Source organism: Pseudomonas ulcerans (assembly GCF_036324125.1).
Classification (GTDB): Bacteria; Pseudomonadota; Gammaproteobacteria; order Pseudomonadales; family Pseudomonadaceae; genus Aquipseudomonas; species Aquipseudomonas ulcerans.
In genome coordinates, this window is sequence record NZ_JAZDQN010000072.1 from 1 (window position 1) to 19,899 (window position 19,899).

At 64.5% G+C, this 19,899-nt stretch carries 17 protein-coding genes; 12 read left to right on the plus strand and 5 right to left on the minus strand.

The window, feature by feature from the left end:
* From ppsA to V0R59_RS30620, 9 genes are all read left to right on the plus strand, one after another.
* Positions 1–1,902 (plus strand): phosphoenolpyruvate synthase (gene ppsA, locus V0R59_RS30580; protein WP_330105856.1); only part of this gene is annotated, 1,902 nt, incomplete at its 5' end.
* Positions 1,903–2,008: 106 nt separating this feature from the next.
* Positions 2,009–3,007 (plus strand): alpha/beta fold hydrolase, encoded by a 999-nt coding sequence (locus V0R59_RS30585; RefSeq protein ID WP_330078117.1) that lies wholly within the window; start codon positions 2,009–2,011, stop codon positions 3,005–3,007.
* Positions 3,008–3,058: 51 nt separating this feature from the next.
* Complete coding sequence (locus V0R59_RS30590; RefSeq protein WP_330078118.1) at positions 3,059–3,358, plus strand: Rieske (2Fe-2S) protein; 300 nt, start codon at positions 3,059–3,061, stop codon at positions 3,356–3,358.
* A gap of 94 nt (positions 3,359–3,452) precedes the next feature.
* Positions 3,453–3,941: a ribonuclease E activity regulator RraA gene (gene rraA, locus V0R59_RS30595; protein WP_075806019.1), complete on the plus strand. Its 489-nt coding sequence runs from the start codon at positions 3,453–3,455 to the stop codon at positions 3,939–3,941.
* Positions 3,942–3,968: 27 nt separating this feature from the next.
* Positions 3,969–4,964 carry a zinc transporter ZntB gene (locus tag V0R59_RS30600; RefSeq protein ID WP_330078119.1) on the plus strand — a complete coding sequence of 332 codons (996 nt, stop codon included), beginning with the start codon at positions 3,969–3,971 and terminating at the stop codon, positions 4,962–4,964.
* Positions 4,965–5,158: 194 nt separating this feature from the next.
* A complete protein-coding gene (locus tag V0R59_RS30605; RefSeq protein WP_330078120.1) occupies positions 5,159–5,401 on the plus strand; it encodes a CrfX protein in 243 nt (80 codons plus the stop codon).
* Positions 5,402–5,403: 2 nt separating this feature from the next.
* Positions 5,404–6,228, plus strand: coding sequence for a mechanosensitive ion channel family protein (locus V0R59_RS30610; protein WP_330078121.1), 825 nt, complete (start codon positions 5,404–5,406; stop codon positions 6,226–6,228).
* Between the two features lie 112 nt (positions 6,229–6,340).
* A complete protein-coding gene (sigX, locus tag V0R59_RS30615; protein ID WP_446033245.1) occupies positions 6,341–6,907 on the plus strand; it encodes an RNA polymerase sigma factor SigX in 567 nt (188 codons plus the stop codon).
* A gap of 112 nt (positions 6,908–7,019) precedes the next feature.
* Entirely contained in the window at positions 7,020–8,057 is a 1,038-nt protein-coding gene (locus V0R59_RS30620; RefSeq protein ID WP_330078123.1) for an OmpA family protein, read from the plus strand.
* A gap of 64 nt (positions 8,058–8,121) precedes the next feature.
* On the opposite strand, the gene V0R59_RS30625 is transcribed toward V0R59_RS30620, so the two are convergent.
* The 4 genes from V0R59_RS30625 to V0R59_RS30640 form a co-directional block, all read right to left on the minus strand.
* The gene (locus tag V0R59_RS30625; RefSeq protein WP_330078124.1) at positions 8,122–9,792 is read right to left on the minus strand and encodes a bifunctional protein-serine/threonine kinase/phosphatase; all 1,671 of its coding nucleotides are present in this window, start codon (positions 9,790–9,792) and stop codon (positions 8,122–8,124) included.
* On the minus strand, positions 9,792–11,003 hold the full coding sequence (locus tag V0R59_RS30630) for a nitrate/nitrite transporter (protein ID WP_330078125.1): 1,212 nt from the start codon (positions 11,001–11,003) through the stop codon (positions 9,792–9,794). Before V0R59_RS30630 ends, V0R59_RS30625 begins: the two co-directional genes overlap by 1 nt.
* A 271-nt stretch (positions 11,004–11,274) precedes the next feature.
* A complete protein-coding gene (locus V0R59_RS30635) occupies positions 11,275–11,850 on the minus strand; it encodes an ANTAR domain-containing response regulator (RefSeq protein ID WP_330078397.1) in 576 nt (191 codons plus the stop codon).
* Positions 11,851–11,864: 14 nt separating this feature from the next.
* Positions 11,865–13,052, minus strand: a complete 1,188-nt coding sequence (locus V0R59_RS30640) for a CmpA/NrtA family ABC transporter substrate-binding protein (protein ID WP_330078396.1) — start codon at positions 13,050–13,052, stop codon at positions 11,865–11,867.
* 159 nt (positions 13,053–13,211) lie between these two features.
* Between V0R59_RS30640 and V0R59_RS30645 the strand changes: the two genes are divergently transcribed.
* On the plus strand, positions 13,212–14,237 hold the full coding sequence (locus V0R59_RS30645) for a quinone-dependent dihydroorotate dehydrogenase (RefSeq protein WP_330078395.1): 1,026 nt from the start codon (positions 13,212–13,214) through the stop codon (positions 14,235–14,237).
* Between the two features lie 104 nt (positions 14,238–14,341).
* Here the strand turns inward: V0R59_RS30645 and rmf are convergent, their stop codons facing one another.
* On the minus strand, positions 14,342–14,557 hold the full coding sequence (gene rmf / locus V0R59_RS30650) for a ribosome modulation factor (RefSeq protein ID WP_009404525.1): 216 nt from the start codon (positions 14,555–14,557) through the stop codon (positions 14,342–14,344).
* Positions 14,558–15,087: 530 nt separating this feature from the next.
* Between rmf and rlmKL the strand changes: the two genes are divergently transcribed.
* Positions 15,088–17,280 carry a bifunctional 23S rRNA (guanine(2069)-N(7))-methyltransferase RlmK/23S rRNA (guanine(2445)-N(2))-methyltransferase RlmL gene (gene rlmKL / locus V0R59_RS30655; protein ID WP_330078394.1) on the plus strand — a complete coding sequence of 731 codons (2,193 nt, stop codon included), beginning with the start codon at positions 15,088–15,090 and terminating at the stop codon, positions 17,278–17,280.
* A 99-nt stretch (positions 17,281–17,379) separates the two neighbouring features.
* Positions 17,380–19,770 (plus strand): sensor domain-containing diguanylate cyclase, encoded by a 2,391-nt coding sequence (locus V0R59_RS30660; RefSeq protein ID WP_330078393.1) that lies wholly within the window; start codon positions 17,380–17,382, stop codon positions 19,768–19,770.
* The last annotated feature ends 129 nt before the right edge of the window (positions 19,771–19,899 follow it).

Below are 19,899 nucleotides of genomic sequence, written 5' to 3' on the forward strand. Positions count from 1 at the left end.
TTCGCCTCGCTGTTCAACGACCGCGCCATTTCCTACCGCGTGCACCAGGGCTTCGACCACAAGCTGGTGGCCCTGTCCGCCGGCGTGCAGCGCATGGTCCGTTCGGAAACCGGAACGGCCGGCGTGATGTTCACCCTCGACACCGAATCGGGCTTCCGCGACGTGGTCTTCATCACCGGCGCCTACGGCCTGGGTGAAACCGTCGTGCAAGGCGCGGTCAACCCGGACGAGTTCTACGTCCACAAGAACACCCTCGAAGCCGGCCGCCCGGCCATCCTGCGCCGCAACCTGGGCAGCAAGGCGATCAAGATGGTCTACGGCGAGGAAGCCAAGGCCGGTCGTTCGGTGAAGACCGTCGATGTCGACAAGGCCGACCGCGCCCGTTTCTGCCTGACCGACGCCGAAGTCAGCGAGCTGGCCAAGCAGGCCATGATCATCGAGAAGCACTACCAGCGTCCGATGGACATCGAGTGGGCCAAAGACGGCGACGACGGCCAGCTGTACATCGTCCAGGCCCGCCCTGAGACCGTGAAGAGCCGTTCCAGCGCCAACGTGATGGAACGCTACCTGCTGAAAGAAAAGGGCACCGTGCTGGTTGAAGGCCGTGCCATCGGCCAGCGCATCGGTGCCGGCAAGGTCCGGGTGATCCACGACGTATCGGAAATGGACAAGGTCCAGCCAGGCGACGTGCTGGTCTCCGACATGACCGACCCGGACTGGGAACCGGTAATGAAGCGCGCCAGCGCCATCGTCACCAACCGCGGCGGGCGTACCTGCCACGCGGCGATCATCGCTCGTGAGCTGGGCATTCCGGCCGTTGTCGGTTGCGGCAACGCCACCCAGGTGCTGAAGGATGGCCAGGGCGTGACCGTGTCCTGCGCCGAGGGCGATACCGGTTTCATCTTCGAGGGCGAGCTGGGCTTCGACGTCAAGCAGAACTCGGTCGACGCCATGCCGGACCTGCCGTTCAAGATCATGATGAACGTCGGCAACCCGGACCGCGCCTTCGACTTCGCCCAGCTGCCGAACGCCGGTGTGGGCCTGGCCCGCCTGGAATTCATCATCAACCGCATGATCGGCGTGCACCCCAAGGCACTGCTGAACTACGCGGGCCTGCCGCAAGAGCTGAAGGACAGCGTCGACAAGCGCATCGCCGGCTACAACGACCCGGTCGGCTTCTATGTCGAGAAACTGGTCGAGGGCATCAGCACCCTGGCGGCGGCGTTCTGGCCGAAGAAGGTGATCGTGCGTCTGTCGGACTTCAAGTCCAACGAATACGCCAACCTGATAGGCGGCAAGCTGTACGAGCCGGAAGAAGAGAACCCGATGCTGGGCTTCCGCGGTGCGTCGCGCTACATCAGCGAGTCGTTCCGTGACTGCTTCGAGCTGGAATGCCGCGCGCTCAAGCGCGTGCGCAACGAGATGGGCCTGACCAACGTCGAGATCATGGTGCCGTTCGTGCGCACCCTGGGCGAGGCCAGCCAGGTCGTCGACCTGCTCGCCGAAAACGGCCTGGCCCGTGGCGACAACGGCCTGCGCGTGATCATGATGTGCGAGCTGCCGTCCAACGCCATCCTCGCCGAAGAGTTCCTCGAGTACTTCGACGGCTTCTCCATCGGTTCCAACGACCTGACCCAACTGACCCTGGGCCTGGACCGCGACTCCGGGATCATCGCCCACCTGTTCGACGAGCGAAATCCTGCGGTGAAGAAGCTGCTGGCCAACGCCATTGCCGCGTGCAACAAGGCCGGCAAGTACATCGGCATCTGCGGCCAGGGGCCTTCGGACCATCCGGACCTGGCCAAATGGCTGATGGAGCAGGGCATCGAAAGCGTTTCGCTGAACCCTGACTCCGTGCTGGAGACCTGGTTCTTCCTGGCAGAAGGCCAGGGCGCGGCCTGATCCGCTAGACACGCGACGTTCGTCGTCCCCGGGCGGCGAACGTCGCGACGCTTTTATCCAGGGCGTGTCCAATGAGTGGACGCGCCCTTTTTCGTACAAGAAACCTATGCAAAGCAGCAGCAACCTATTTCCTGTCGCCCTGCTCAGGGCCGAACGTTGTGGTGACCTGAGCGAGGACGTCTACCGCCTGAAGGCCGGCAACAGCCCCGACCCGAGCGTCGAGCTGGCGCTGACCCGCCTTGGCCTGGCCGATCAGGAAGCGGCCCGGGGCGTGCCGGTGATCCTTCTGCACGGCAGCTTCTCCAATCGCCGTTTCTGGTTCTCGCCCAAGGGCGTCGGCCTCGGCGCCCATCTGGCGCGGGCCGGCTTCGATGTGTGGATCCCGGAAATGCGCGGCCATGGCTTGTCGCCGCGCAATCGCAACTATTCCGGCAACCGCGTCGCCGACTATGCCGGTTACGACCTGCCGGCCATCGCCGCCTTCATCCACGAGCAGACCGGCCAGCCGGCGCACTGGATCGGCCATTCCCTCGGCGGCACGACCCTGGCGGCAGCGCTGGGCGGGCGCTACCTGGACGAGACGCTGATGGCCAGCGCGGCGTTCTTCGGCACCCAGGTCAGCCGCACCTACTGGCCGCTGAAGATCCCGCCGCTGGAGTGGGGCAGCCGCCTGCTGCTCAAGCGCTTCCCGCATATCTCCGGCTCGCGGCTCAAGCGCGGCCCGGAAGACGAGCCGATCGGCCTGGCCATCGAAAGCATGCGCTGGTTCGGCCTGTTCGGGCGGTTCGGCGACAAGGAGCGTGATTGGTGGGCCGGCCTGGCCGAGGTGCGGGTGCCGGTGTTGTGTGTCGCCGGTGCCGGGGACTTCCAGGATCCGGCGTGGGCCTGCCGCAAGCTGTACGAGCAGATCGGCAGTGACGACAAGCGCTTCCTGAAGCTCGGTGTGCAAGACGGATTCGACAACTTCGGCCATGTGGATATGCTGGTCAGCAAGCCCGCGCAGACTCAGGTCTGGCCGCTGGTGGAGCGCTGGCTGCGGGATCCGTTGGCGCTGGTGGAGCGACCGGCGGCGTCGGACGTTTCGCCAGAACCGGTTAGCGGCTAAGATGTGACGTTTTTCGGAGTTCTGGTCATTTCCTGTTGCTGAGCCCTTGCCATGTTCGTTGCCCTTGAGCGCCTGATCAATCTGCAGGAAGGCTACCGCAAGACCTTCCGGGTCAACGGTCAGGCCTTGTTGCTTCTGGTGGTGGACAACCGGCCGGTGCTGATCGAGGACCGCTGTCCGCACCAGGGCGCACCGCTGGCGGTGGCTACGCTGGAGGGCGACGTGTTGCGTTGCCCCCGGCACGGCCTGGCCTTCAGCCTGTCCTCGGGAAGGGCGCTGCAGCCGGGGTGTGCGGGGCTGAACCTGTTCAAGCTGGCCTATGAGGGTGACCGCATTGGCATCGACGTGTAGCCTGAGTCTGGTCTAAAGCCGTATTGCCAGGTTTCGTCTGTTTCAGTGATTGTGAATTCCGACATCCCTTTTCTTGGTCTGACAGGAGTTTCCCATGCATTACGTTACGCCCGATCTGTGCGACGCCTACCCTGAACTGGTGCAGGTGCTGGAGCCGATGTTCAGCAACTTCGGCGGTCGTGATTCGTTTGGCGGCGAAATCGTCACCATCAAGTGCTTCGAGGACAACTCGCTGGTCAAGGAGCAGGTCGAGCTCGACGGCAAGGGCAAGGTCCTGGTGGTCGACGGCGGCGGTTCGCTGCGTCGCGCGCTGCTGGGTGACATGCTCGCCGAGAAAGCGGCGAAGAATGGCTGGGAAGGCCTGGTGATCTATGGTTGCGTGCGTGACGTCGATGTCCTGGTGCAGACCGACGTCGGCGTGCAGGCCCTGGCCAGCCACCCGATGAAGACCGACAAGCGTGGCATCGGCGACCTCAACGTCGCGGTGACCTTTGCTGGCGTCACCTTCCACCCTGGGCAGTACGTCTATGCGGACAACAATGGCGTGATCATCTCGCCAAGCCCGCTGAAGATGCCCGAGTAATTCGAAAAAACGGACGATGGAGTGAGGATGTTCGAGGAAGACAACGCGCAGTGGGGGCTGGTGCATGCCCTGGTGCTTGATGGCAATGGCGGTGCGCGTCCTGTCGCTCGGACTGAACTCGATGCCCTGGTCCTGCAGCCGGAGGAAAGCCTCTGGCTGCACTGGGACCGTGGCCATCCCCAGACCCAGACCTGGCTGCGCCAGGACAGCGGTCTCAATGAATTCTCCTGTGACCTGTTGCTGGAAGAGAACACTCGTCCGCGCATGCTGCCGTTGCCGGATGCGCAGATGTTGCTGTTCCTGCGCGGGATCAACCTGAATCCCGGTGCCGAGCCGGAAGACATGGTGTCGGTGCGTATCTTCGCCGAGGCGCAACGGGTGATTTCCCTGCGCCTGCGGCCCTTGCGCGCCACCGACGAATTGCTCCAGCAACTGGACGAGGGCCGTGGCCCGCGTACTGCGTCGGAGTTGCTGTTGGGCCTGGCGCAATTGCTGACGGACAAGGTGCAGGCGGTGGTCAGCGACCTGTCCGAGTTGGTGGACGACGAGGAAGAAAAACTCGAAGCCGACGAGCGCTACACCCCGGAGCATGGTGCGCTGCAGCAGATGCGCCGTCGTGCGGCCGGGTTGCGCCGGTTCCTCGCGCCGCAGCGGGAAATCTATGCACAGTTGGCGCGCAACAAGTGGCCGTGGTTCTGCGAGGACGACGCGGACTACTGGAACGAGCTGAACAACAGCCTGATCCGCTATCTCGAAGAGCTGGAGCTGACCCGTGAGCGGGTGGCGCTGGTGCTGGAAAGCGAGGATCGCCGTCTCAACGAGCGAATGAACCGGACCATGTACCGGTTCGGCATCATTACCTGCATCTTCCTGCCGATGAGTTTTGTCACCGGGTTGCTGGGGATCAACGTTGGCGGGATTCCGGGCTCCGACAGTCCGCTTGGTTTCCTCTATGCCAGTTTGCTGGTGCTGGGCCTGGCGTTGGGGCAATGGTGGCTGTTCCGCCGGTTGCGGTGGGTCTGACCCCATGCCGATAAAAACACACCGCAGGCCTTGTAGGAGCGGGTTTACCCGCGATGACGATGGTGAGGCCACTACCGCAATCGCGGGTAAACCCGCTCCTACACTGATCACGTGCAGCCAACGCCTTGTGCGAATTGTTCATGTGACCCATGGGACGAGCGTCTCGTCTTTGACAGACATTGCGCGAGGTGCCCATGCACGATCCGTTTGAACAATCCCTGCGAGACATGCTCAACGCGTCCCCGTCCGGCCAGGACCGTGACGACGACGCGGCCCTCGGGCGTGTCCTGAAAACCGCCAACCGCCAGGTCGGCGCCAGCGATCTGTTCAGTCTGCTTGGCCGTTGGGGCCAGGCGCTGATGATCGCCCTCAACAATGGCTCGGCGCATGTTGCGCCGGTTCGCCGCAACGCTTCCAAAGCTGATAAGGCCGATTGAATATGGAACTTGATCTCTGGACCCAGAGCATGGTCACCGCGATGACCGCGTTGTGGACCAAAGTCGCGAACTTCATCCCGAACCTGTTCGTGGCGCTGGTCCTGGTGCTGCTCGGCTTCGTCGTCGCCAAGCTGCTGGACACCCTGTTGTCCAAGCTGCTGGCCAAATTCGGCCTCGACCGCCTGATGGCCGGTACCGGCCTGACCAAGATGCTCAGCCGCGTCGGCATCCAGGTGCCGATCTCCACGCTGATCGGCAAGATCGTCTACTGGTTCGTCCTGCTGGTGTTCCTCGTTTCCGCCGCCGAATCCCTCGGCCTTGAGCGGGTATCGGCGACCCTCGACATGCTCGCCCTGTACCTGCCGAAGGTGTTCGGTGCAGCGCTGGTGCTGCTGGCGGGCGTACTGCTGGCCCAGGTCGCCAATGGCCTGACCCGCGGCGCCGCCGAGGGCATTGGCCTGGAATATGCCGCCGGCGTCGGCCGTATCGTACAGGGCCTGGTGATCATCATCAGCATCTCGGTGGCCATCAGCCAGCTCGAAATCAAGACCGACCTGCTCAACCATGTGATCGTCATCGGACTGATTACCGTTGGTCTGGCCATCGCCCTGGCCATGGGCCTCGGCAGCCGGGAAATCGCCGGGCAGATCATTGCCGGGATCTATGTGCGCGAGCTGTACCAGGTGGGCCAGGAAGTGCGGATTGGCGACATCGAAGGCCAGATCGAAGAGATCGGCACGGTCAAGACCATGGTGCTGACCGACGAGGGCGACCTGGTGTCGCTGTCCAATCGCACCCTGCTGGAGCAGCGGGTCAGTAGCCGCTGACCGGGCAAATCCTGCTAATGTATGCCGCCGCAAAAACGCCCCCTCCGGGCGGGCGGCGACGAATACCTGACTGCCGGCCTGATTTGTTTTGAATAAAGTCACCTCGCTGCCCATGCGTTACGACCCCCGCGAACTCACCGATGAGGAGTTGGTGGCGCGTTCGCATGAGGAGCTGTTTCATGTCACTCGCGCCTATGAAGAACTCATGCGGCGCTATCAGCGCACCCTTTTCAATGTCTGTGCACGTTATCTGGGGAACGATCGCGATGCTGACGATGTCTGTCAGGAGGTGATGTTGAAGGTGCTCTACGGTCTGAAGAACTTCGAGGGCAAATCCAAGTTCAAGACCTGGCTCTACAGCATCACCTACAACGAGTGCATCACCCAGTACCGCAAGGAGCGACGCAAGCGTCGGTTGATGGACGCCCTGAGTCTCGACCCTGTCGAGGAGGCTTCTGAAGAGAAGGCGCCGAAGCCGGAAGAGAAAGGCGGGCTGGACAGATGGCTGGTTCATGTGAACCCCATCGACCGTGAAATCCTGGTGCTACGATTTGTCGCAGAACTGGAATTTCAGGAAATTGCCGACATCATGCATATGGGCTTGAGTGCAACGAAAATGCGCTACAAGCGTGCGCTAGACAAGCTGCGCGAGAAATTTTCCGGTCAGATCGAAACTTAGTCTGTCGGAAAGTTCTCTAACCAACCGGTGAGTTCTGCTAGACTTGCCGACGAGTTGTCCCCCAGAAAAGCTTTGGGGACTGCTTAACAATCACCAGATGGGGATTTAACGGATGAAATTGAAAAACACCTTGGGCTTGGCCATTGGTTCTCTTGTTGCCGCAACTTCTTTCGGCGCTCTGGCACAAGGCCAAGGCGCGGTTGAGGTTGAAGGCTTCTACAAGAAAGAATACTTCGACAGTCAGCGCGACTTCAAAAACGACGGCAACCTGTTCGGTGGCTCGATCGGTTACTTCCTGACCGACGACGTCGAACTGCGTCTGGGCTACGACGAAGTTCACAACGCTCGTGGCGAAGATGGCAAGAACATCAAGGGCTCGAACACCGCCCTGGACGCTCTGTACCACTTCAACAACCCAGGCGACCTGGTCCGTCCTTACGTCTCGGCCGGTTTCTCCGACCAGAGCATCGGCCAGACCGGCCGTGGCGGTCGTAACGGCTCCACCTTCGCCAACCTGGGCGCTGGTGCCAAGCTGTACTTCACCGACAACTTCTACGCCCGTGCCGGCGTTGAAGCCCAGTACAACATCGACCAGGGCGACACCGAGTGGGCTCCTAGCGTCGGTATCGGCCTGAACTTCGGTGGCGGCTCCAAGGCTGCTCCTGCTCCAGCGCCAGCTCCAGTTGCTGAAGTCTGCTCCGACAGCGACAACGACGGCGTCTGCGACAACGTCGACAAGTGCCCAGACACCCCAGCCAACGTTACCGTTGACGCTGATGGCTGCCCGGCTGTTGCCGAAGTCGTTCGCGTTGAGCTGGACGTCAAGTTCGACTTCGACAAGTCGGTCGTCAAGCCAAACAGCTACGGCGACATCAAGAACCTGGCTGACTTCATGAAGCAGTACCCATCCACCAGCACCACCGTTGAAGGTCACACCGACTCCGTCGGTACCGACGCTTACAACCAGAAGCTGTCCGAGCGTCGCGCCGCTGCTGTCAAGCAGGTCCTGACCCAGCAGTACGGTGTTGAGTCGAGCCGCGTTCAGTCGGTTGGCTACGGTGAGTCCCGTCCGGTTGCCGACAACGCCACCGAAGCTGGTCGCGCTGTCAACCGTCGCGTTGAAGCTCAAGTAGAAGCCCAAGCCAAGTAATTGGTCTGAGCGCTACTGAAAAGCCCGGCTTCGGCCGGGCTTTTCTTTGCCTGCGATTTGCCTTTCAACCCTTGAGCAGCACGATCAGCAGGAGCAGGTTGAGCAGCAGCGAGAGCAGGGCAAGGCCGCGCCAGACCTTCAGCGGCTCGCGTTCCAGCAGTGGGCGCGGACGTAGCGCCAGTGGCTGGTGCTCGCCCTGTTCCAGCAGCAACAGCCATTGCTCGGCGGTCTCGAAACGCTCGTTTGCGTCGCGCGCTACCGCCTGGGCCAGGTTGCGCTCCAGCCATTCCGGCACGTCCGGGCGCAGCCGGGCGACGCTGGCCGGGCTGCCGAAGCGCGGGCGCTGGAAGGCTTCGATCTCGCCATAGGGATACTCCCCGGTCAGCAGCCAGAACAGCGTGACGCCCAGTGCGTAGAGATCCTGCCGTGGCGCAGGCGGCTCGCCCTGGAAGGCTTCCGGGGCGATGAACGAAGGGGTGCCGGGCAGTTCATGGGCGCGGTCTTCGGAGAGGCCGGGGCAGTAGGCGAGGCCGAAGTCCAGCAGGCGCAGCTGGCCGTCGTGATCCAGATGGAGGTTTTCCGGCTTGATATCGCGGTGCAGGATATTGCGCCGGTGCAGCATGCCCACGGCGCGCAGGCTTTGCCGGGCGATATCCAGCCATTGCGGCAGCGACAGCGGGCCTTGGCGGGCGAAATGCTCCGCCAGGGTCACACCCGGGTATTCGCGCATCAGGTAGTACAGGTGCTGGCGCTGGCTGCCCGGGTGGACTTCCGGAAAACAGCGCCCGGCCACCCGGCGCAGGAACCATTCCTCCATCAGCAGTTGCTGTTGCGCGGCGCCGTCCTGTTCCCGTCCGGGAGGCAGGGTTTTCAACAGCCAGGCCTGCTGCTCGCGATCACGCACTCGATAGCGCAGGGATTGCTGGCTGTGGCCGAGCAGGGCTTCCACCTGCCAACCCTCGAACGCCTGGCCCGCACGCAGGGGCGGCGGCAGGGGCCATTGGCGCAATTGCGCCAGGGTGTCGCCGAGACTGGCCGCCCCCGGTTCCTCGACCCGCACCAGCACCGCGCTGGCGTTGTCCTGGCTGCCGGCCAGGTGGGCCATGCGGACCAGGGTCGCGCCGGCGTCTTCGAGATCGGTGGCGTCGCGCAGCACGCCGCCGATCTGCTGCTCGCCGAGCACGCACCAGACGCCGTCGCTGAGCAGGACGAACACTTCTTCCCGGCGCAGCTCGCCTTCCAGATAGTCCACCAGCACATGCTCGTCCAGGCCGAGGGCGCGCTTGAGCACGTGCTGCATGCCGGGTTGGTCCCAGACATGGTCCTGGCTGATGCGCTGCAAGCTGCCGTCGTGCCAGCGATAGGCCCGGCAATCACCGACATGCGCCAGGGTGAAGCGCTGGCCGCGCAGCACCAGCGCGCTGAGGGTGGTCAGCAGCGGCTGGCCGCCGCCATTGGCGCGTAGCCAGCGGTTCTGCGCCAGCAGCAGGCGATCCAGGGCCTGGGCCACGCCCCAGGTCGGCGGCGTGGCGTAGTAGTCCATGGCCAGCGCCTGCAGGCTGGCCCGCGCGGCCAGGCCGCCGTCGGCGCACTGGCTGACGCCGTCGGCGAGGGCGAACAGATAGCCTTTGCTCGCCGCCAGTTCCGCCGCCGGGGTGACCAGGCGCGTGGCGTCCTGGTTTTCCTCCCGCGGGCCGCAGGCGCTGGCCTGGGCAAAGCTCAGGCGCAGGGGCATCAGACTCGCGCCGCGGTCACGGCTGCCGAGCCCCAGGTGGTGCGCCAGCGACGCTTGACGCCGTGCAGGCCGAACCATGCCAGCACGCCGAGACTGGCGAACAGCCACAGCCCCAGCTGGTAGTCGCCGCTGTATTGCTTGATGGTGCCCAGGCCCGCGGCCAGCAGGAAGCCACCGATGCCGCCGGCCATGCCGATCAGGCCGGTCATCACCCCGATTTCCTGGCGGAAGCGCTGCGGCACCAGCTGGAACACCGCGCCATTGCCGGCACCGAGGCCGAGCATGGCGCTGACGAACAGCCCCAGCGCCGCCACCGAACTGGGCAGGTTGAAGCCCACGGCGGCGATGCAGATCGCCGCCACGCTGTACATCGCCAGCAGGGTGCGGATGCCGCCGAAGCGGTCGGCCAGGGCGCCGCCCAGCGGGCGCATCAGGCTGCCGGCGAAGACGCAGGCGGCGGTGTAGTAGCCGGCCTTGACCGGGTCCAGGCCGTACTGGTCGTTGAAATAGCCGGGCAGGGCGCTGGCCAGGCCGATGAAGCCGCCGAAGGTGACGCTGTAGAAGAACATGAACCACCAGCTGTCGCGGTCACCGAGGGCCTTGAGGTAGTCGGCCATGGCCTTGGGCTTCGGGCGTTGCGGGGCATTGCGGGCGAGCAGGGCGAACAGCGCCAGCGTCAACAGCAGCGGCAGTACGGCGAGGCCGAAGACATTGTTCCAGCCGTACGCGGCGGCCAGCACCGGGGCGAGCAGGGCGGCGAACACAGTGCCGGAGTTGCCGGCGCCGGCGATGCCCATGGCCTTGCCCTGGTGCTGCGGTGGATACCATTGCGAGGCCAGCGGCAGGGACACGGCGAACGAGGCACCGGCCACGCCGAGGAATACCCCGAGCAACAGCGCCTGCTCGTAGCTGTTGACCCCCAGCTTCCAGGCGCTGAACAGGGCGACGATCACGATGACCTGGCCAATCAGCCCGGCGGTCTTCGGCGACAGCTTGTCGACCAGGATGCCCATGATGAAGCGCAGCACCGCACCGGCGAGGATCGGCGTCGCCACCATCAGCCCGCGCTGCTGGGTGGTCAGTTGCAGGTCGGCGGCGATCTGCACCGCCAGCGGGCCGAGCAGGTACCAGACCATGAAGCTCAGGTCGAAATAGAGGAAGGCGGCGAACAGGGTCGGGACATGCCCGGATTTCCAGAAGCTCGTATTCATGGAGCACCTCAAGGGGCTGAAACAAAAAAACGCCGCTTCCCGGCTCGCGTGGTGCGAGGGGGAGAGCGACGTCTTTGTCGGATGGGGTTCGGGGCAACCGCCATTGGCTACCGCAGGATTCTTAGCAAGAGCCGGGCCAGCTCCCGGGGCTGAGCAGCAATGCGGATCCTGTGGGAGCGGGTTTACCCGCGATTACGTCGGCGAAACCACTGCCGCAATCGCGGGTAAACCCGCTCCCACAGGGTCGGTGCAAAAACCATTGGTTAATCAATCAACCCAACAGGTCATGCATGGCAATGATCTGCTCCGCCACCTGGATCAGCTTCTGCTGCTTGCTCATGGCCTGCCGGCGCATCAGGGTGTAGGCCTGTTCTTCGTCGCAGTCCCTCATCTTCATCAGCAGCCCCTTGGCCAGCTCGATGCGCTTGCGCTCCGCCAACTGCTGGTCGCGGGCGTGGAGCTGGGCCTTGAGCGCCTGGTCGCTCTCGAAACGGGCCATGGCCACGTCGAGGATCGGCTGCAGGCGCCGGGCATGGATGCCTTCGACGATATAGGCACTGACCCCGGCCTGGATCGCCTGGCGCATCACCCCGGGGTCGTGCTCGTCGGTGAACATTACGATTGGCCGCGGCAGATCGCGACTCACCAGTACCACCTGGTCCATCACGTCACGGCCGGGTGACTCGGTATCGATCAGGATCACGTCTGGACGCACCGTTTCGACGCGCGCCGGCAGGTCGATGGTCAGGCACGAGGCTTCGATCACCTCGAAACCGGCCTCCACCAGCGCCGCGTGCAGGCGCCCGACTTTTTTCTCGGTGTCGTCGATCAACAGGATTCGCAGCATCTGGGCAACTCCCGTCAAGCGTCGGACAAAGCGTGCAGGCGAAACCCGTGGGCATAGCCCCGGGGATCGCTGCCATCCCAGACCGTTCCGTCGATCAGGCGGCTGCTGCGCATGGCGGCCAGCGGGCAGTCGATGCCCAGGCTGGTGGCGGCGTCGCGGTACAGGCCCAGTTGCTGGACCTGGCGGGCCACGGCGAGGTAGTCCGGGTCTTCCCGCAGCAGGCCCCAGCGACGGAACTGGGTCATGAACCACATGCCGTCGGACAGGTACGGTACCGTGGCCTTGCCATCTTCGAACAGGCTCAGTCCATGGGGATCGTGCCAGCGGTTGCCCAGGCCATCCTCGTAGTCGCCCAGCATGCGCGGCTCGATGGCGGCCAGCGGCGCGTCGAGGTAGTTGGCCGCGCTGAGCAACTGCGCGGTGGCGCGGCGGTTTTCCGCGCTGGCCTCGATGAAGCGGCTCGCCGCCAGCACCGAGGCGACGAGGGCGCGGGCGCTGTTCGGGCATTGCTGTACGAAATCGCTATTGCTGGCCAGGACCTTTTCCGGATGGTCCGGCCAGATCGACTGGCTGGTGGCCAGGGTGAAGCCCATGCCCTGGTTCACCGCATCCGCCGACCAGGGTTCGCCGACGCAGAACCCGTCGATGCGCCCGGCCCGCAGGTGGGCGAGCATCTGTGCGGGGGGCACCACCACGCTGTTGACGTCGTGCAAGGGATGGATGCCCTGGCTGGCGAGCCAGTAATACAGCCACATGGCGTGGGTGCCGGTGGGAAAGGTCTGGGCGAATGTCAGTTTTGTCCGACTTTGGTGCACGTGCCGTTGCAGTGCCTCGCCATTGGTCACGCCCAGGGCCTGCAAGTCCGGCGACAGGTTGATGGCCTGGCCGTTGTGGTTCAGGCCCATCAGCACGGCCATCGGTGTCGCCGCCACGCCGATTCCCAGGTGCACCGCATAGGCCAGGCCGTACAGGCAGTGGGCGGCATCCAGCTCGCCGCTGAGCAGGCCGTCGCGCAGCCCGGCCCAGGAGCTCTGCCGCTTGAGGTTCAGGGTCAGGCCATGGGGCTGGGCGAAGCCCTGGGTTGCTGCCACCACCAGTGGGGCGCAGTCGCTGAGGGCCATGAAGCCGATGTTCAGGCTGGTCTTTTCCGGCGCGTCGCTGCCGTGCAGCCAGGCCAGGGGGGGAGGGGAAAGGTCTGTCATCGGAATGCGTTCGCCCGGCAAGAAAAGCGGTGGCCGGCGCATCGAAAAATGCCGGCCTCGTGGCAAGACATCAAGCAACGCATATGCCAAGGGCCTGTCGCCGCGAACCCGGCGTGGCTATAATCGCCACCTCTTCAAACTCCTGAGCCAAGCCCGCCTATGTATAACCTGGCCCGCCAGCTGTTGTTCAAACTGTCCCCGGAAACTTCCCACGACCTGTCGCTCGACCTGATCGGCGCCGGTGGCCGTCTGGGCCTCAACGGACTGTTGACCAAGGCTCCGGCGCGCCTGCCGGTGACCGTCATGGGCCTGGAGTTCGCCAACCCGGTGGGCCTGGCCGCGGGCCTGGACAAGAACGGCGCGGCCATCGACGGTTTCGGCCAGCTGGGCTTCGGTTTCGTCGAGATCGGTACCGTGACCCCGCGTCCCCAGCCGGGCAACCCGAAGCCGCGGATCTTCCGCCTGCCGGAAGCCGAGGCGATCATCAACCGCATGGGCTTCAACAACCTCGGCGTCGACAACCTGCTCAACCGCGTGCGCGCGTCCAACTACAAGGGCGTGCTCGGCATCAACATCGGCAAGAACTTCGACACCCCGGTCGAACGCGCCGTCGACGACTACCTGATCTGCCTGGACAAGGTCTACACCCACGCCAGCTACATCACCGTCAACGTCAGCTCGCCGAACACCCCGGGCCTGCGCAGCCTGCAGTTCGGCGACTCGCTCAAGCAACTGCTCGACGCCCTGGCCGTGCGCCGCGAGGAACTGGCCGTGGCCCATGGCAAGCGCGTGCCGCTGGCCATCAAGATCGCCCCGGACATGACCGACGAAGAAACCGCGCTGGTGGCTTCGGCGCTGCTTGAGTCGGGCATGGATGCGGTGATCGCCACCAACACTACCCTCAGCCGCGAAGGCGTCGAAGGCCTCAACCATGCCGACGAGGCGGGCGGTTTGTCCGGCGCCCCGGTGCGCGAGAAAAGCACCAACACCGTCAAGGTGCTGGCGGGCGAACTGGCCGGCCGCATGCCGATCATCGCTGCCGGCGGTATCACCGAGGGTCGTCATGCCGCCGAGAAAATCGCCGCAGGCGCGAGCCTGGTGCAGATCTACTCCGGCTTCATCTACAAGGGGCCGGCGCTGATCCGCGAGGCGGTGGATGCCATCGCCGCCATGCCGAACCGCTGAAACCCGGGCATAAAAAAGGGCCCCACGAAGGGGCCCCCTGGGCCGAAGCCCGCCGCCCGGATAGGGCGCGCATGTGAAACGGTTATTCGGTTGAAGCTCCTCGATCAGCCAACGGCGTGAACTTCGTTGAGTCTATGGATACCAGCGGTGCCGGTCATGCCATCCCAGTTGTCGCCCCGTCCTTCACGCCAGCCATTGATCCATGCCTGGCGCACGGACGGCAGGGTGAAGGGGCAAAGCTCGCGGGATTTGCCGGTGACTCCGTATTGGTAGCCACGTGAAAATGCTCTTTCCAACGGATCACGCTTAAGTCTTCTCATAGGGTACTGCCCTCATTTGTTGACTGTAATGTCCCGTCGGCCTCGTTTGAGGCCGGGCAGATTCGTTCTGCCGGTGTAGCGCCCGCTGCCGGCGTCGCGGGCTGAAGTGTCGTACCGTTGCGGTCACGACCTGATTAGAGTTCTAACCAATAGGAAAGGGCGTGTGAACGAACGATTTGTCATAAGCACGTAACCTTTCCATGGGTGAGAGGATAAGTAAAAAATTGCTTCGGAAGGGGAGCACGGGTAAAGCCAGCTATCATCAGGATTTGCCCGCCCTGTAGAGCAAAACGCCATCGCCGAGACCGTTTTCCGGCGCGTGCAAATAAATCGACGAAGGGTCGCGTTTTATCCCTTCAGCAACAGAATTTTTCATTCTGCCCGACGATCAAAGCCTTTTTGCCTCCCGCGAAAGGTCCTCGGCGGGCGGCCCGGCACGCGACGTCGTGCCACTCGGGGGCTTGCCGAAGGCACCCGATCAAACTTCGAAGGGCGATGCGCTCGCTCCTTCACTACAAGGCTGGATACCCATGTCGGACCGTTTCGAACTTTACCTCACCTGTCCCAAAGGCCTGGAAGGCCTGCTCGCCGATGAGGCCCGCGGCCTTGGCCTGGAAGAGGTGCGCGAGCACACCTCGGCGCTGCGCGGCTCGGCCGACATGGAAACCGCCTACCGCCTGTGCCTGTGGTCGCGCCTGGCCAACCGCGTGCTGCTGGTGCTCAAGCGCTTCTCGATGAAGAACGCCGACGACCTCTACGACGGCGTCCACGACGTCGACTGGGCCGAACACCTGGACGCCGCCGGTACCCTGGCGGTGGAATTCAGCGGCCATGGCTCGGGTATCGACAACACCCACTTCGGCGCCCTCAAGGTCAAGGACGCCATCGTCGACAAGCTGCGCAATGCCCAGGGCGAGCGCCCGTCGATCGACAAGCTCAACCCCGACCTGCGCGTGCACCTGCGCCTGGAGCGCGGTGAAGCGATCCTCTCCCTCGACCTCTCCGGGCACAGCCTGCACCAGCGCGGCTATCGCCTGCAGCAGGGCGCAGCGCCGCTCAAGGAAAACCTCGCTGCCGCCGTGCTGATCCGCGCCGGCTGGCCGCGCATTGCCGCCGAAGGCGGCGCCCTGGCCGACCCGATGTGCGGTGTCGGTACCTTCCTCGTCGAAGCGGCGATGATCGCTGCCGACATCGCGCCGAACCTCAAGCGCGAGCGTTGGGGCTTCACCTCCTGGCTTGGCCACGTACCGGCGCTGTGGCGCAAGGTCCACGACGAGGCCAAGGCCCGCGCCGAAGCCGGCCTGGCCCGGCCGCCGCTGTGGATCCGCGGTTACGAGGCCGACCCGCGGCTGATCCAGCCGGGGCGCAACAACGTCGAGCGCGCCGGCCTGAGCGACTGGGTGAAGATCTACCAGGGCGAAGTCGGCACCTTCGAACCGCGCCCGGACCAGAACCAGAAAGGCCTGGTCATCAGCAACCCGCCCTACGGCGAGCGTCTTGGCGACGAAGCCAGCCTGCTCTACCTCTACCAGAATCTCGGCGAACGCCTGCGCCAGGCCTGCCTCGGCTGGGAGGCGGCGGTGTTCACCGGCGCCCCGGACCTGGGCAAGCGCATGGGCATCCGCAGCCACAAGCAATACGCCTTCTGGAACGGCGCGCTGCCGTGCAAGCTGCTGCTGATCAAGGTGCAACCGGACCAGTTCGTCACCGGCGAGCGTCGCTCCGCCGAGCGCAACCAGGACGACGAGCGTCCGGTCCAGGCCGTGGCGGCCGAACCTGCGCGCCTGAGCGAAGGGGGGCAGATGTTCGCCAACCGCCTGCAGAAGAACCTCAAGCAACTGGGCAAGTGGGCCAAGCGCGAGCACATCACCTGCTACCGCCTGTATGACGCCGACATGCCCGAGTACGCCCTGGCCATCGACCTGTACCAGGGCTGGGTGCACGTGCAGGAATACGCCGCACCGCGCTCGGTCGATCCGGAGAAGGCCCAGGCTCGACTGTTCGATGCCCTGGCCGCGATTCCGCAAGCGCTGGGCGTGGACCAGAGCAAGGTGGTGGTCAAGCGCCGCGAGCGGCAGAGCGGCACCCGCCAGTACGAGCGGCAGAACAGCCAGGGGCAGTTCATGGAGGTCAGCGAAGGCGGCGTGAAGCTGCTGGTCAACCTCACCGACTACCTGGACACCGGTCTGTTCCTCGACCACCGCCCGATGCGCATGCGCATCCAGCGCGAGGCCGCGGGCAAGCGCTTCCTCAACCTGTTCTGCTACACCGCCACGGCCAGCGTGCACGCGGCCAAGGGCGGCGCGCGCAGCACCACCAGCGTCGACCTGTCGAAGACCTACCTGGACTGGGCGCGGCGCAATCTGTCGCTGAACGGCTATTCGGACAAGAACCGCCTGGAGCAGGGCGACGTGATGGCCTGGCTGGAAAGCAACCGCGAGCAGTTCGACCTGATCTTCATCGACCCGCCGACCTTCTCCAACTCCAAGCGCATGGAAGGGGTGTTCGACGTACAGCGCGACCATGTGCAACTGCTCGACCTGGCGGTTGCACGCCTGGCCCCGGGCGGCGTGCTGTACTTCTCCAACAACTTCCGCAAGTTCCAGCTCGACGAGCACTTGCAGGAGCGCTACGCCATCGAGGAGATCAGCGCCAGCACCCTGGATCCGGACTTCGCCCGCAACAGCAAGATCCACCGCGCCTGGCGCATCCAGGCACGGTGAGATAAATGACGCATTCCTGGCTTTCTCGGTCGTGGCTACTGGCTATTATTGAAGAGAGCCGTGAGTGCCGTCACTGGCCGGCGTCGTGAGTGCTTTATCATGTCGAAGCCTGTCCAGCGCCCGAAGATGCTCGGATTCATCAGTGAAGAGGTGTCCGCCTGGCTGGTCGCCTTTGTCACCCTGGTGGTCGGCGGTCTGCTGACCGCCTTGCTCGCCCTTGCGGCGTACAAGTTGTATCAACAGCAACTGGCGCAACGTTTCGAACTGCTGGCCAACGAACGTTACAGCCGGATCGAAGAACGCCTGCAGGACCAGATGCAACGTCTGGACGGCCTGCGGCGTTTCTTCGTCTATGCCCAGGAAATCACCCGCGACGAATTCGACGGTTACGTACGGCCGCTGTTGCAGCGTTCCCAGGCCTATTCCTGGGCGCCGCGGATCACCGGTGTGGAGCGCGGCGCCTTCGAGCAGCGCAATCGCGCCGCCCTGGGCCGTGACTTCGGCATCCGCGAACTGGACGCTGACGGCGTGCTGCAGCCTTCCCAGGTGCGTCCGCTGTATTACCCGGTGCTGTTCAGCCAGACCCTCAACCAGTTGACGCCGCCGCTGGGCTTCGACCTGCTTTCGCAGACGGTGCGTCGTGATGCCCTGCAGCGCGCCGCCGCCCCCGGGTCGATGGCGGTGTCCGCGCCGTTCGACCTGCTGGGCGTGGACCCTGCCTATTCCCGCGGCATGCTGATGGTCGCCCCGGTGTATCCGCCGCAAGCTGCCGGCGGCGAGCCCAAGGGCTATGTCATGACCGTGTTGAGCATGCGTCAGCTGATGGCCGACGGCCTGCCCCGTGCCGACGAGGACAACCTGGTGGTGCGGATCCTCGACCTGTCGTCGGCGGCCAATCCGGAAGCCCTGTTCCAGTCGGACAACGCCATCGCCGACTCGCCGTTGATGGTGCACAAGGTCCTGCACCTGGCTGATCGTTCCTATCAGCTGAACATGTTCCCCAGCCAGGAATTTCTCCGCGACAACCGTTCCTCGGCGGCCTCGGTGATCATCGTCGGCGGTCTGCTCAGCCTGTTGCTCAGTGCCTTGCTGTTCATTCTGTTCAGCCAGCGCCAGCGTGCCCTGACCCTGGTCGAGCAACGCACCGCAGAATTGCGCATCAGCGAGGAAAGCCTGCGCGATACCCACAACCAGTTGCGCAGTGTGCTGGACGCCGCGACCCAGGTGGCGATCATTGCCACCGACCTGCATGGCGTGATCAGCACCTTCAACGCCGGCGCCGAACGCATGCTCGGCTACGCCAGCGAGGAAGCGGTGGGCAAGCTGACCCTGGAAAGCCTGCTGCTGCCCGGGGAAGTGCAGCAACGGGCGCGGCTGATGAGCCTGCGCTTCGGCCGCGAGATCAGTGCCAGCCAGGCGATGCTGGCGGACAGCGTGCCTAGTGCCGACGAAGAACCCGGCGAATGGACCCTGCGGCGCAAGGACGGCAGCCTGCTGCCGGCGAACATGCTGGTCACTGCAGTGCTCGATGAATACGGATTGTGGGTGGGCCACCTGGCGATCTGCATCGACATCACCGAGCGCAAGCGCGTGCACGAAGCACTCGAAGCCCGCGATCGTCTGCTGGAAAAGCTTACCGCGCAGGTCCCCGGCGGTATCTACCAGTTCCGCCTGAATCCCGATGGCACGTCGTGTTTCAGCTACTCCAGCGAAGGCTTGCGCGATATCTACGAAGTCGAGCCGGAGCTGCTGCGCCAGGACGCCACCACGGTGTTCGAACGCATCCATCCCGATGACCTGGCGCGGGTGCGTTTCTCGATCCGTGAGTCCGCCGACCAGCTGACGCCGTGGCGCGAAGAATACCGGGTGCAACTGCCCAAGGCCGGACTGCGCTGGGTGCGCGGCGAGGCGACGCCGGAGCCGCTGCCGGATGGCGGCACCCTGTGGCATGGCTATCTGACGGATGTTTCCGACATGAAGCGGGTCGAGGAAGAGCTGCGGGCTTTGTCGGTCACCGACTCGCTCACCGGCATCCACAACCGCCGCTATTTCCAGGAACGGCTCAAGGCCGAGCTGGAGCGGGCGCAGCGCGATGGCCAGGACCTTGCGGTGATCATGCTCGATATCGATCACTTCAAGCTGATCAACGACCAGTTCGGCCATGCCGTCGGGGATCTGGTGCTGCAGAGTCTTTGCCAGCGCATCAGTCATCGCCTGCGGCGTACCGATGTGTTCTGTCGCCTGGGCGGGGAGGAGTTCATGGTTCTGTGCCCGGGCAGCAATGCCGCACAGGCTCATTCACTGGCGCTGGAGTTGTGGCAGGGGGTGCGCAGCGTGCCGGTGGATGGCGTCGGGCGGGTTACCGCGAGCTTCGGCGTGGCCGGCTGGCGCCCGGGGGAAGGCGCCGATGCCTTGTTGTTGCGGGCTGACTCAGGGGTCTATGCGGCCAAGCAGGGTGGCCGGGATCGGGTCGAGGCCGAGCAGTTCTGATTTTCTGGCAGACCGGATCTCATAGAGCGACGCAGGCCCTGTGGGAGCGGGGGGGGCCCCCCGGGGGGGGGGGGTGGGTTGGTAGGAGAGCCCGGGGGTGCGGGCGACGCCGCGGGGGAGGGGGGGTGT

Bases quoted from the DNA above. Each gene is read 5' to 3' on its own strand.
- V0R59_RS30585 (WP_330078117.1), top strand. From the start codon at position 2,009: ATGCAAAGCAGCAGCAACCTATTTCCTGTCGCCCTGCTCAGGGCCGAA.
- V0R59_RS30590 (WP_330078118.1), top strand. From the start codon at position 3,059: ATGTTCGTTGCCCTTGAGCGCCTGATCAATCTGCAGGAAGGCTACCGC.
- rraA (WP_075806019.1), top strand. From the start codon at position 3,453: ATGCATTACGTTACGCCCGATCTGTGCGACGCCTACCCTGAACTGGTG.
- V0R59_RS30600 (WP_330078119.1), top strand. From the start codon at position 3,969: ATGTTCGAGGAAGACAACGCGCAGTGGGGGCTGGTGCATGCCCTGGTG.
- V0R59_RS30605 (WP_330078120.1), top strand. From the start codon at position 5,159: ATGCACGATCCGTTTGAACAATCCCTGCGAGACATGCTCAACGCGTCC.
- V0R59_RS30610 (WP_330078121.1), top strand. From the start codon at position 5,404: ATGGAACTTGATCTCTGGACCCAGAGCATGGTCACCGCGATGACCGCG.
- sigX (WP_446033245.1), top strand. From the start codon at position 6,341: ATGCGTTACGACCCCCGCGAACTCACCGATGAGGAGTTGGTGGCGCGT.
- V0R59_RS30620 (WP_330078123.1), top strand. From the start codon at position 7,020: ATGAAATTGAAAAACACCTTGGGCTTGGCCATTGGTTCTCTTGTTGCC.
- V0R59_RS30625 (WP_330078124.1), bottom strand. From the start codon at position 9,792: ATGCCCCTGCGCCTGAGCTTTGCCCAGGCCAGCGCCTGCGGCCCGCGG.
- V0R59_RS30630 (WP_330078125.1), bottom strand. From the start codon at position 11,003: ATGAATACGAGCTTCTGGAAATCCGGGCATGTCCCGACCCTGTTCGCC.
- V0R59_RS30635 (WP_330078397.1), bottom strand. From the start codon at position 11,850: ATGCTGCGAATCCTGTTGATCGACGACACCGAGAAAAAAGTCGGGCGC.
- V0R59_RS30640 (WP_330078396.1), bottom strand. From the start codon at position 13,052: ATGACAGACCTTTCCCCTCCCCCCCTGGCCTGGCTGCACGGCAGCGAC.
- V0R59_RS30645 (WP_330078395.1), top strand. From the start codon at position 13,212: ATGTATAACCTGGCCCGCCAGCTGTTGTTCAAACTGTCCCCGGAAACT.
- rmf (WP_009404525.1), bottom strand. From the start codon at position 14,557: ATGAGAAGACTTAAGCGTGATCCGTTGGAAAGAGCATTTTCACGTGGC.
- rlmKL (WP_330078394.1), top strand. From the start codon at position 15,088: ATGTCGGACCGTTTCGAACTTTACCTCACCTGTCCCAAAGGCCTGGAA.
- V0R59_RS30660 (WP_330078393.1), top strand. From the start codon at position 17,380: ATGTCGAAGCCTGTCCAGCGCCCGAAGATGCTCGGATTCATCAGTGAA.